At 40.9% G+C, this 12,689-nt stretch carries 15 protein-coding genes; 5 read left to right on the plus strand and 10 right to left on the minus strand.

What is annotated here, in order from left to right; all coding sequences use genetic code 11:
* Positions 1–71 precede the first annotated feature (71 nt).
* From HPE56_RS13890 to HPE56_RS13910, 5 genes are all read left to right on the plus strand, one after another.
* On the plus strand, positions 72–650 hold the full coding sequence (locus HPE56_RS13890; protein WP_188244360.1) for a collagen-like protein: 579 nt from the start codon (positions 72–74) through the stop codon (positions 648–650).
* A 161-nt stretch (positions 651–811) separates the two neighbouring features.
* Entirely contained in the window at positions 812–1,318 is a 507-nt protein-coding gene (gene msrB, locus HPE56_RS13895; RefSeq protein WP_188244361.1) for a peptide-methionine (R)-S-oxide reductase MsrB, read from the plus strand.
* A 22-nt stretch (positions 1,319–1,340) separates the two neighbouring features.
* Entirely contained in the window at positions 1,341–1,868 is a 528-nt protein-coding gene (locus HPE56_RS13900; RefSeq protein ID WP_188244362.1) for a DUF1572 family protein, read from the plus strand.
* Positions 1,869–2,026: 158 nt separating this feature from the next.
* Complete coding sequence (gene lpdA, locus HPE56_RS13905; protein ID WP_188244363.1) at positions 2,027–3,418, plus strand: dihydrolipoyl dehydrogenase; 1,392 nt, start codon at positions 2,027–2,029, stop codon at positions 3,416–3,418.
* 148 nt (positions 3,419–3,566) lie between these two features.
* Positions 3,567–3,842: a DUF3817 domain-containing protein gene (locus HPE56_RS13910; RefSeq protein ID WP_188244364.1), complete on the plus strand. Its 276-nt coding sequence runs from the start codon at positions 3,567–3,569 to the stop codon at positions 3,840–3,842.
* Positions 3,843–3,982: 140 nt separating this feature from the next.
* Here HPE56_RS13910 and HPE56_RS13915 read toward each other — a convergent pair whose 3' ends face one another.
* The 10 genes from HPE56_RS13915 to HPE56_RS13960 form a co-directional block, all read right to left on the minus strand.
* Positions 3,983–5,671: an FAD-dependent oxidoreductase gene (locus tag HPE56_RS13915; protein WP_188244365.1), complete on the minus strand. Its 1,689-nt coding sequence runs from the start codon at positions 5,669–5,671 to the stop codon at positions 3,983–3,985.
* A gap of 80 nt (positions 5,672–5,751) precedes the next feature.
* Positions 5,752–6,534 carry an MBL fold metallo-hydrolase gene (locus tag HPE56_RS13920; protein ID WP_188244366.1) on the minus strand — a complete coding sequence of 261 codons (783 nt, stop codon included), beginning with the start codon at positions 6,532–6,534 and terminating at the stop codon, positions 5,752–5,754.
* 49 nt (positions 6,535–6,583) lie between these two features.
* Positions 6,584–7,201, minus strand: a complete 618-nt coding sequence (ribA, locus tag HPE56_RS13925) for a GTP cyclohydrolase II (protein WP_188244367.1) — start codon at positions 7,199–7,201, stop codon at positions 6,584–6,586.
* Positions 7,202–7,248: 47 nt separating this feature from the next.
* Positions 7,249–8,136 carry an ATP-binding protein gene (locus tag HPE56_RS13930; RefSeq protein WP_188244368.1) on the minus strand — a complete coding sequence of 296 codons (888 nt, stop codon included), beginning with the start codon at positions 8,134–8,136 and terminating at the stop codon, positions 7,249–7,251.
* On the minus strand, positions 8,108–9,007 hold the full coding sequence (locus HPE56_RS13935; RefSeq protein ID WP_188244369.1) for an ATP-binding protein: 900 nt from the start codon (positions 9,005–9,007) through the stop codon (positions 8,108–8,110). The genes HPE56_RS13930 and HPE56_RS13935 overlap by 29 nt, the downstream gene beginning before the upstream one ends.
* A gap of 95 nt (positions 9,008–9,102) precedes the next feature.
* Positions 9,103–9,468: a NifB/NifX family molybdenum-iron cluster-binding protein gene (locus HPE56_RS13940; protein WP_188244370.1), complete on the minus strand. Its 366-nt coding sequence runs from the start codon at positions 9,466–9,468 to the stop codon at positions 9,103–9,105.
* A gap of 105 nt (positions 9,469–9,573) precedes the next feature.
* Entirely contained in the window at positions 9,574–9,807 is a 234-nt protein-coding gene (locus HPE56_RS13945) for a DUF5320 domain-containing protein (protein ID WP_188244371.1), read from the minus strand.
* Between the two features lie 5 nt (positions 9,808–9,812).
* On the minus strand, positions 9,813–10,130 hold the full coding sequence (locus tag HPE56_RS13950) for a NifB/NifX family molybdenum-iron cluster-binding protein (protein WP_188244372.1): 318 nt from the start codon (positions 10,128–10,130) through the stop codon (positions 9,813–9,815).
* Positions 10,131–10,172: 42 nt separating this feature from the next.
* The gene (locus HPE56_RS13955; protein WP_188244373.1) at positions 10,173–10,577 is read right to left on the minus strand and encodes a DUF134 domain-containing protein; all 405 of its coding nucleotides are present in this window, start codon (positions 10,575–10,577) and stop codon (positions 10,173–10,175) included.
* Between the two features lie 349 nt (positions 10,578–10,926).
* Complete coding sequence (locus tag HPE56_RS13960; RefSeq protein WP_188244374.1) at positions 10,927–12,462, minus strand: serine hydrolase; 1,536 nt, start codon at positions 12,460–12,462, stop codon at positions 10,927–10,929.
* Between the last annotated feature and the right edge of the window lie 227 nt (positions 12,463–12,689).

Genomic DNA, 12,689 nt, shown 5'->3' on the forward strand with positions numbered 1-12,689 from the left:
TTATAAAAATGGAACACTTTTTGAAGAAATACCAATAAGACTATTGAAACAAACAATTAAAACCAGAATTTATGAAAAAATTTAGCTTAGTACTTGGAGCCTTTTTAACACTATTTATTGTTGCTTGCGAAGGTCCCCAAGGCCCTCCCGGGTATGACGGACTTGATGGATATGACGGATTGGACGGCGAGGACGGAATCCAGGGCCAGGTTTTACAGATTGATGGGGTGGATTTTGAATATGACCCAGATGCGAACTTATATTCAAGCCTTTTAACTTTCTCGGATTATACTGATTTCGAAATATTTGAATCTGATGCTGTTTTGGTCTACAGGTTCGATGGCCTTGTCGATTTCCAAGATGGAAGCGATGCCGATGCATGGAGTTTGATACCCCAAAACTTCTTTTTGCCAGAAGGAATCATACAATACAGTACGGCACACACCTTTATTGATATGGAACTATTTATCGATGGTGATTTTAATTTGGCAAATTTAAACCAGAATTTTACCGATAATCAGTTTTTTAGAATTGTTATTGTTCCGAGTGTATTTTTAGATGGTTCCGATGTGGATAAGTCAAACTTTGGAGCCGTAATGAACTCCCTTCAGATTTCAGATAAGGAGATAAAAGAGATTAGCATAGATTAACGGAAAATTGTGTATCGACAAAAACCTGCCCTGATAAGGCAGGTTTTTTTATTCCTGAATCCTAAAGCCCCATTAACAAAGCGTTAATGCTTTTATACCTTGCATTTGATTATATTTGAAAGGATGGTCGCCTTTCATCGACCTAAGACCAAAAAGAATAGATGATCAAGAAAATGTTTTTTGCATTATGCCTCGTCCTAATGGGGTGCAAAGGTAACTCCCAGGATAATCCGAGTACCCAGGAACCCAATACTTCAGGGGAACCCACTTACCAAGTGACCAAAAGTGATACGGAATGGCGTAAACAACTTTCGGACCTACAGTATTATGTATTACGAAAGGCTGGTACCGAACCAGCGGGCACCAGCGATATTTTAAAGAACAAGAGGAAAGGGGTTTATGTCTGTGCAGCCTGTAATACCGAACTTTTCAAAAGTGAGTACAAATATGATTCCGGTTCGGGGTGGCCCAGTTTTGACCGCGAAATCAAAGGTAATGTCGCCTTCGATGTCGATTACAAAATTGGCTATAAACGCACAGAGGAACATTGTGCCGTCTGTGGAGGGCACTTAGGCCACGTTTTTAATGATGGCCCGCAAAAAACCACAGGGCAAAGACATTGTGTCAATGGGGCCGCACTCAAGTTCATCCCTTCAAACGACCGGTAGCTACAATATAATTGTTTTTGGTATGGAGTTTATCGATCATTATTTAAAGAGCGTACGTTTTGAATTTCACAAGTACAAACAAATGGGTGATAAGACATTTTCCCAACTGTCCAACGATGAAATTCTATGGAAATACAATGACGACGACAACAGTGTTTCCCAAATCGTGAAACATATTTCCGGAAACCTATTGAGTCGGTGGACCAACATTTTTACAGAAGATGGTGAAAAACCATGGCGGGATAGGGATCAAGAGTTCGAAGATCCCTTTACCTCAAAGGAAGACATGATCGGTTCCTGGGAAAATGCTTGGCAATGCCTGTTCAACACATTGGCAACCATTAATGCCACAAATTTTCACGAACAAATAAAAATCAGGGATGAAGAACATTCATTGATAGAGGCCATAAATCGTCAAATGACCCATTACGCAGTCCATGTCGGACAAATCGTGTTTCTGGGTAAGATGATCAAGGGTCAGGAATGGATATCCCTATCGATTCCCAAAGGTCAATCAGAAACCTTTAACAAAAGGAAATTCAACCGTTAATCGCTTTGAGCCAAAACTTTACTTATTTACCGATTTACCAATCCCATTTCAATTTGTTATTTTAAAATGCAATTTTTAAATACCTCGATTTGGTTTTGTATTTTTGCACCTGCTTGTCGGCAGGCAAGCCTCTAATTAAAAAATCAAAGACTATAAATATGAGCAATTTTGATGTTATTGTTTTGGGGAGTGGCCCAGGAGGATATGTTACTGCGATACGTGCCTCACAACTTGGATTGAAAACCGCAATTATCGAAAAGGAAAAATTAGGTGGTATTTGTTTAAATTGGGGCTGTATACCTACAAAAGCATTATTGAAATCGGCCCAGGTTTTTGAATACTTGCAGCATGCCGGTGATTACGGACTTTCCGCTGAAGGTGTTGACAAGGATTTCAATGCCGTGGTCAAAAGAAGTCGTAATGTTGCCGAGGGCATGAGCAAAGGGGTTCAGTTTTTGATGAAAAAAAACAAGATTGAGGTTATCAATGGATACGGTACCCTTAAACCCGGTAAAAAAGTTACGGTAAAGGATGCCGAAGGCAAGGAAACCGAATATAGCGCCGATCATATTGTGATTGCGACCGGAGCCCGTAGTAGGGAATTGCCAAGTTTGCCCCAGGATGGCAAAAAAATCATTGGGTATAGAGAGGCTATGACCTTAGAGAAACAACCCAAGAAAATGATTGTTGTGGGTAGTGGTGCCATTGGTATCGAATTCGCCTACTTCTATAATGCCATGGGTACTGAGGTAACCGTAGTGGAATATTTACCAAGAATTGTTCCTGTTGAGGATATCGATGTCTCAAAACAATTGGAACGTAGCTTTAAGAAAATCGGGGTAACAATAAAAACATCCGCGGAGGTTACTGGCGTAGACACTTCCGGAGAGGGAGTAAAAGCTACAGTTAAGACCGCCAAAGGGGAAGAAGTACTAGAAGCTGACATTGTACTTTCCGCAGTAGGTATCAAAACAAATATCGAAAATATCGGTCTTGAGGATGTAGGTATTGCTACCGATCGCGATAAGATCTTGGTCAACGATTACTACCAAACCAATATACCGGGTTATTACGCCATTGGGGATGTAACCCCAGGACAAGCCTTGGCGCATGTTGCCTCAGCAGAAGGCATTCTTTGTGTTGAAAAAATTGCAGGAATGCATGTTGAACCATTGGATTATGGCAATATACCAGGTTGTACCTATTGTACACCGGAAATTGCCTCCGTTGGTCTTACCGAACAACAGGCTATAGATGCCGGTCACGAAATAAAAGTTGGTAAATTTCCTTTTTCAGCAAGTGGAAAAGCAAAAGCATCCGGCAATTCAGATGGATTCGTTAAGGTAATCTTCGATGCCAAATATGGGGAATGGTTGGGTTGCCATATGATTGGTGCCGGCGTAACCGATATGATCGCAGAGGCTGTTGTGGCCCGTAAATTGGAAACCACAGGTCACGAAATCCTTAAAGCCGTACACCCTCACCCCACTATGAGTGAGGCGGTTATGGAAGCTGTTGCCGATGCCTATGATGAAGTTATCCATCTATAAGATCAACCATTAACGTAAGCCCCAAATGATTTGGGTAGTGATTCCGTATTTTTTCAGGGAAGGTACGGTTGACTTCAAATCATTTGGGGAACGTTGGTTTTAAGATTCCAAAACCAGCAAAAAAATCCAATTGGATATCATCTAAGCTATGCTAAAAACCTTCAGATATACTGCCATTTTAGAGGGCATATCGTACTTGTCCCTATTCGCTATAAGCATGCCTTTGAAATACTTGGCAGGACTTGGTGAGCCCAACAAATACATAGGGTACGCCCATGGTTTCTTATTCATTGCCTATATTATTTTGGCTGTGGTATTGACACAGTCCCAAAAGTGGGGATTTAAAAGATTGATGGTACTTTTCGCGGCTTCACTCCTACCCTTTGCCACATTTTATATTGATAAAAAATACCTTAGGGAGTAAGGAAATAGCCCCCTTACCCATAGTGGGTTTATGTAAGACTTCCTTTCAAAGCAATTAAAGTTGCCATTTTACTAAAGAAAAAGTGGATGGCCAAGAGTTATAAACCCGTAAACCATCCACTCCTTAACAAACAACCACTATTATTTTTCCTTATCAAAAGGCCAAGCCGTAATTCCACCTTCCAGCACTTTTACCTTTGTATATCCATGGGCTTTCAATAGAACAGCCGCCTCATACCCCCGTAAGGATATTTTACAATACGTGATGATTTCCATATTTTTATCTTGAGGCATTTCATCGAGTCGCATTCTCAAGGTCCCCAAGGGTATAAGGGTCTCACCCAAACCTAGGCGTGTTTGTTCATATTCATCCGGACCACGTACATCCAATAAGAAAATATCCTCCTTATTATTTAATTTCTCCATTAAATCGACCCCGGAAATTCCCTCAAAAACACCATTCATCTTATTCTGTAAAATATGCGCAGAGGCTATACTATGGTCAATGGCCAAAGAAAACGGTGGTGCATAAGGAAGATCGGCATTTACCATATCCTCAACGTTTAAATTCCCTTTTATGGCTGTAGCCCAAATGGCCAATTGTTTACTTACATCGCCCGGACCAATACATTGCGCCCCTAAGATCTTCCCTGAATCCTTTTCCGCAATAAGTTTGGTAATAAGCATTTTACCCTCCATAAACCCAGGTTTATCCGGACTCGCATTGATTACTTTCACAAAATCGAAACCAGCTTCCTTTGCCTTGGTTTCCGATAAACCCGTAATACCGATTCCGTAATCGAACAATTTGCATATACCGGTTTGAATCGTACCTGGAAAGGAGGCCACATTCCCCTTGATCACATTTTCCCCTGCGACACGTCCTTCAAGATTGGCCAAGTCACCATAGGGTGCAAGGACATTCTTACCCGTTATGATATTCTTTATCTCACAACAATCCCCCACGGCATATATATCGGGATCCGAGGTTTGCATGTATTCATTTACGGTAATACCCCCAAGGCTACCTATATCGAGGAGCGCTTCTTTGGCAAGTCCAATATTTGGGCGAACCCCAATGGCGACCACTGCCAATTCACAGGGGATTTCAGTTCCATTTTGAAGTTTTACGCCGGTAATTTTCCCGTTTTCCCCTTTAAATTCGGCTACTCCATTTTTGGTAATAACGTTAGCTTTGGTTTTTAGATAATTCTGGACAAGTTTGGCCATTTTCCAATCCAGAAAAGTCAATAATTGCGGTAGAAGTTCAACCATGGTCAACTCAATTCCCGCCAAATGAAGTGCTTCAAGGGTTTCGATGCCGATGAGTCCACCCCCAATAACCACTGCTTTTTTAATTTTGCCTTCATCCCTTATTTTTCTCAAATAGTCAGCATCTTGCATGGATTGCAGGTTGGTGATACCGTCTAAATCCGAGCCGGGTATTGGAGGCATATTGGCAGTTGCCCCTGTGGAAATAATCAACTTGTCATAGGATTGACTCCCTTTCTTTCCAGTCACCAAATCCGTGAATTCAACTTTTTTATGTTGCCTATCTATTCGGGTGACCTCAGTGTTCACTTTGGCTACAATACCTTTGGCATTCCAATAGAACTTAGGATCGCGGACCGCTCCGGCCGGTGTACATAGCAGTTTATTTCGGTCATCAAAAAAACCACCTATGAAATATGGGAAGCCACATGAGGCCATAGAGAGATCCGGGCCTTTTTGAAACATGGTTATTTCGGCGAATTCATCCATGCGGCGAGCCTTTGCTGCCGCTTTAGGCCCCGCGGCGGAACCACCTATCACAATTATTTTTTTACTCATTAGATCAACCTATTATGTTCACATTTTGTTTGAATACACTCCTTTCAATTTATTTTTACACAATGAATTATCTTCCTTGCTTATAGTGTCAAAACCATACCGGTTTTAAGCTGGGAAATTGAAAAATCCTTGGAAAATGCCAGTAAGGCAGGCAGTTCCGTACAGTGGGAGGGAAAAACACTTTGGATATGCAACTTCTTAAAACACCGAATGGCCGCTTCTGTCTGCTTGTTGTCTTTTTTTAAATGAAAACCACCAATGACGGTTTTTACATTATGTACCCCTGTTACTTGAATTGCATAATTAACTATGTTGCATATGCCCGCATGGGAACAACCGGTCACTACATGCAACACATCATCCTCTACTATGGCCAAAGCTGAATCATCAGGGACAAAATCAAGTGCTCCTTCCTCATTAATATGTTCGGACGTTTTAGCCTCAAAATCGGTCAGTCGCGGTATTTCCCCTAGAAATATGATATGTTCATTTATCTTATATGGTTTTTTGGAAGTGATGACCTTGAACTTTTCTGACAGCTCTTCCTTGGACAATTGCAACCCTATCGCCGAATGGTCTTTTTTTCGATATCGTTTCATAAAGGAATCGGGATGGGTTATCAATGTTTTATTACCGATAAACCGAAGTCCATTTCCATGGTCCCAATGCCCATGACTAAGGACAATCGTATTGACCACCTTATCGACATCAATACCAAGTCGTTTCCCATTTTCTAAAAAAACATCGCTACTCCCTGTATCGAATAAAATGGTTTCCCCTTTAACCTCAATTAAATAAGACAGTCCGTGTTCAGCCAAAAAACCAGGTCCGGCAACATTCTCTGTCAAGACGGTGAGTTTCATATTCCCTATTATTTTATTATGTCCTAACTCGTTTCACTAACGTGTCAAATTAACTATGTTTCAAATGATTCAACAGATGGTTCATTCTCCCCTGCTTGGTCGTTAAATAATCCACATTGAATTTATTTTGCTTTATTTCCAGTGGAATACGTTCTTCCACCGTAATTCCGGCCAATTCCATTCCTGATATCTTATCGGGATTATTGGTCATTAGCCGCACTTTACAAACCCCAAGTGCTTTCAAAATATCAGCCCCTATGGTATAGTTCCGCTCATCGGGCTTAAAGCCCAAATGTATATTGGCATCTACGGTGTCATACCCCTCTTGTTGTAGTTTGTAAGCCTTGATTTTATTCATTAACCCGATGCCCCTACCTTCTTGTTGCAGATAAACCAAAAGCCCTTTTCCTTCCGCTTCAATGCGTTGAAGGGCCATTTCCAACTGTTCTCCACAATCACATCGCAACGAACCGAACAAATCCCCTGTGGCACAGGCGGAATGTATGCGGGTCAGTATCGCTTCATTGGGGGTGAAATTACCTTTCACCAATGCGATATGCTCCTCATTGCTATCCTTTTCCAAAAAAGGGATGATTTCAAAATAACCATATTTCGTAGGGAGTCCCACTCTTTCACCTTGTTTGATCTTTCTATTATCAGCGCTCATCTATTCCCTTTTTATTCCATTTCATTTTTTACACCCACCACCGTACCTTATTGAAGTACAACATCTTGACTTACTTTAATCTTATTCCAAATCTCCTGTATCTGTCCCGATATTATTGAAGTTGGATTGTACTCAATAATGGTTTTGCCCAAAGTCATTGATTTTACCATCTCAACATCGAAAGGAATCTTGGCCAACAGGTCTATATTTTCAAAAATCAGATATTCCTCAATGTTCTTGGTCATGGTCAGGTTAATATCATATTTATTGATAACGGCATATGTGGGGATATTGAAAAGCCGAATCAATTCCACCAACCGCTGGGCATCATTAAATCCCGATATCGTGGGCTCTATAATAACAAGCACGGCATTGCTTCCCGAAATTGAGGAAATGGTTGCACAGCCAATCCCTGGAGGGCCATCATTGATTATGTAATCCGATTGGGTGTTTTTAGCTATTTCCATAGCTTTTTTTCGTATCTGGCTTACCAATTTTCCTGAATTCTCTTCCCCCGGGCCCATCTCGGCATGCACAAAATCACCAAAGCGGGAAGTGGATACAAACCATTGATTGTTAGTGTTCTCCACTGCACTTATGGCTTCCTCTGGACATACCCGTTCGCAAAGCCTACACCCTTCACATTGATAAGGATCGATGACCAAGGTACCCTCATTGTTATAATCAATAGCATCAAAACGACAATGATCCATACAAATACCACAATTTGTACATTCCATTGAGTTGATCGAGGCCTTAGTACCACTACTAAAAGGAAATACTTCCTGTATATCTGGCTGAAAAATCAAATGGAGGTCCGCCGCATCCACATCATTATCGCAAAAAACGGCCTTCCCTGCTATGGAGGCTAGTGCCGCGGTAATTGAAGTTTTACCTGTACCCCCTTTACCACTTAATACGGTTATTTCCTTCATGATGCGTTATTTTTTGATTCAGTACGTCGAGTATTTCCGTATAACTTTGGTGAATAGCATCCGGAATAATCCCTGTTATTTCCCCTACTGCATAGAGACTTGCATATTCTTTATCAAAGGGTATTTTCCCCAATACTTCAATGCGTTCTTTATCCAAATAATCATAAATAGCATTGTCTCCCAACCCTACTTTATTAATTACCACACCGAATTCCAATCCCAATTCCCTAACCAAGGCAACCATTAATTTTAAATCGTGCAGACCGAACAGAGTGGGCTCGGCAACCAATATTAAGTAATTGACATCATGAATGGTCTCTACCACTGGACAACTGGTACCTGGAGGGGCATCATAGATTATGATATCGTTTATACCCGGAATGGCTTTCTTGAGTTCCCGGATGAGCATGGTCTGCATCGTAGAACCTATCTTTAATTTACCTTCCACCAACCCATTATTTTCATCGGTTTTGTAAAAATTCAACGTACCGATGGGTTTAGGGTGCTCTGTAATGGCCCCATCCTCACAAGCTACTGAACAGGCTCCGCAGGAATGACACAAACTAGGGTTTATCTCAGCAAAAGGAACTGGCGGTAAGACCACGATTGCATTGAACTCACAGTACTCCACACACTTTCTGCAAAAAGTACATTTTTCACTATCAATAACAGGAACCATTTGCGACACTTCCTGTACATCAACAACTTCTGCATCACAGAAGAATAAGGCATCATTAGGCTCCTCAACATCGCAATCCACCAGTTGCACCTTTTTTCCACGAAGCTCATTGAAGCCCTTAAAAAGATTTACGGAAACCGTCGTTTTACCGGTACCACCTTTACCACTTGCTATGGCAATTTTATAGGACATACTTTAAATGCTTATGGAAGTTCATCTGTTTTAAAAACCAGGGAGTTCATCACAAAATCCCTGGTGGTTACGCTTTGGGGTTGTAGTATTTACGATCAGTGGCCACTACAGCCTTCCTCGTGTTCATGGTCACAATAATTGGCTGTAAGACTCAATGTATTGCCCATAAAACCCTGTACCAATTCGAAGGATGATTTTTGTGGTGCCCCGACAAAAGCATTTACTCCTCTTTGATTGAATAAATCCAAGGCCATTTTCCCCATACCTCCGGTAATAATGTCGGTAACGCCCTTATCCGAAAGCCATTTAGGCAATACCCCAGGTTCGTGGGGTGGGGGTATTATTCTGTCTTGGGCAATAATTTGCCCATTTTCCTCGGTAAAAACCATAAAGAACTTGCAATGCCCAAAATGAGCATCAAGCATTCCTTCCCCATCAACTGGTATTGCGATTTTTTTCATTGTTTACATTTTAATCCCCAAATTGTATTCAGGGTTTGGTTTATCGATTTATTTTATTGTGATTGATTTATCACCGTATTCACTTTTTAAGGGATAAAAGGAAAACTACCCTTCATTGTCGATCGAACTACTTTTATGCTGTCCGCATCCACAGCCGCGACCTTGTCCTCTTCCGCGACCTTGTCCTCTTCCGTGTCCTTGTCCCCTTCCTGAGGTACTAAGACCATCTTCGGCCAAATTGTCGGCATCATTGTTCCTGTTTTTGGAATTGCATTTCCCTAATCCCTTGCCCGTACGTGGACCTTGTCCCTGTGGGCCTTTTCTATTTAATCCTGACATCGTTTTTACTTTGTTAATTTTTCAATAATCCCTTGGACGGTTATATCATTATCCTGAATAATGACCATTTGCACATTAAACTTGTCCAAAAGGTCTTTGGCCTTAGGACCAAAATCACCGGAAATGACTTTTTGGACATTCATGGAGACGATTTGTTCCGCGGCCATTGTGCCTGCCCCGTTGCTTGAATTGATATTCTTGTTCTTTATGAAAATGGTCTGCTTTGTTTCCTCATCAAAAACACAGAACCAAGCGGCCCTTCCAAATCTTTTGTCGAATTGGGCCAAATTATTCTCACCTGAAGATGTTATTACTGTTTTCATCTATTTAAATTTTATTCACCTGAATATGAGGGTGATTTTATATTATGTATTTAAAAGTTCAATTTGCTCCGATTTACACATCGGACATTGATGTTCTTCTATGGTCTTCGGTATGGTAAACCTAGTTTGGCAATCATCACACACATACCAATGTTTATCCAACAGCGCATCCCCGTAAACGGTCTTGATTTCAATGGCCTCGACAAAAGCCTTGGCGATCTTCCTTCTTGCCGTTTCATAAATCCTTGCAAAAGTCGGTCTTGATATTCCCATCAATTTCGAAGCTTCCAAGTGATTCATCAAATCATAATCAGCCAGTTTAATAGCTTCATACTCCTCATATAACAATTCTACGGAATCCTTGGTCCCCGTATGGGTTCCATAGGGCTTATATCCTTTAAAATTGGGTGGTGCGACTACTTTACGTAATGTTTTTGGTCTTGACATACTGTCAATTGGATTATTGATTCAAATTATTGACACAACAAAAGTAATGAGAATATTCTCATAATACCGAAAAAAATAAGAATATTATTGCATTCCTATTTTCCCACATGGGTGTCTGGCATTTTAAAAATCCATGGAACCGGAAGCATGGACAGGATTGATTTTGGAAATAGGGGTTTGTTTCACCAACAGCACCAAAACAACACCCTATTGATAAACAGGGGTTACCCTTGTTATTTGGCAGAATGGCACTTTAGGAATTCAAGCGTCCATTCGAGCATTACCGACAATATTATCCTCCTTGACTATGGTAAAAACATGAAGTATTGTATGGATAAACATTTTCTGTTTATCGTTTATAGGGTTTTAATTCCTCAAAAAAGAAATCATCATTCGGTACGTCAAAATCAAAACCGAGTACCTTTAAATTATTGTCGGTCCTTAATTTGATGGTACCAAAACCAAACCATGCCTGGGGGTGGTCCCAATGTATTTCCCAGACATCATAATGCCAATGGGTGAGTTTTGCGGACAATAAGGGATGATCATCAAAGACCAATCCCAACTCCCCATTGTTTTCTTCAATACTGATCTTGCCACATAAATCAGAAATGTAATCCCCTACCATTTTATCTAACGCTACGGAAGGTTTGGTGTCAAGGACCCTTTTTGCCTTACGGTCGGCAATACGGGTATCGGAGGCTGCATGTTTATTGGTCCTTTCCAGTAAGTCGGTAGACCAATCCTTGCCATTTTCGATACCTAAAAAGGTATCCAAGGCATAATAGGATGCCGCCATGATCGGACTTTTCACTCCGTTCGTTAATACAACCACGCCCAAATTTTCATCAGGAATCAAATTAATGGCAGTGATAAATCCATCATATCCCCCAGTATGACCTACCCGCATTCTCCCATGATAATCGCTAAGGCCCCATCCCAGTCCGTAACCACTAAAATGCCTATCGAAGTCGTTATCGGAAGTATGGTCCACTTTAAAATTGTTGTGGGGTGTCCATACCATATTCCGGGTGGCCTTGGACAAAAGGGTATCGCCGTTATGAACACCATTGTCCAAATTAAAGATCATCCATTTTGAAATATCCTCGACGCTCGAAATGAGTCCGCCAGTAGCCCCCACATTTTCCCAATCTACCCAAGGAATCACATAATTTTCATCATTCTTTCTGGCATGTGGTTGGGCATAGTTGCCCTTACTATCCAGATCTTTCAGGGAATAGATGCTACGATCCATCCCTAGGGGTTCTAAAATGCGTTCTTTTACATTTTGCCCCCAACTTTTACCCGTTATGGTCTTAATGATTTCACCAGCCGTAATATACATTAGGTTGGAATACCCATAACCCGACCTAAATTCGTAGGCCTGTGGCACATATTGGATCCGTTCTATGATTTCTTTGGCTGTAAAGTTCGACTTATACCAAATATTATCACCACTGAAAGTACCCAAACCCACACGATGGCTTAGAATATCCCGAATGGTGATATGTTCGCTCACCCAAGGATCGTACATGGCAAAATAAGGCAAGTATTTTTTTACCTTATCATTCCAGTCCAATTTACCTTCCTGTACCAACATCCCTATAATGGCCGAGGTAAATGCCTTGGAGTTGGAAGCAATGGCATACAGGGTCTTGGCATTGGGCTTTCCTTTCTTCCCTTTTTCCAAAACACCATAGTTCCCGGTAAAAATAAGATTCCCATCCTTTACCACACCTATTGATGCTCCCGGCACATCCCAATCCTTGACCATTTTGGCAAAATAATTGTCAAGGGCCTTAAGATCTACTTGCTTTTCTTCCTGTCCTTGAATACCTATCGAAATAAACAAAGAGAAAATAAAGAGATAAATAAACTTTTTCATGGTATAAAAATTTAGGTATTGTTATTATGGTGACCGCCCTATGGCCCACTACAAGGGTAAACCTATTCCAACCCTTTAAAGTTAACTTATTAGAACGAAATTGGGAACATAACAGAAAATAGGATGTATAGAAATAGATTATACTATTTTCCGTTTACATAGATTTTACAAATACCTAGATAACCAATAATGATGACCTAGGTAACCAAGGTTACACTTGAACATGA

The sequence above is a fragment of the Maribacter aquimaris genome (assembly GCF_014596745.1).
GTDB classification, from domain to species: domain Bacteria; phylum Bacteroidota; class Bacteroidia; order Flavobacteriales; family Flavobacteriaceae; genus Maribacter_A; species Maribacter_A aquimaris.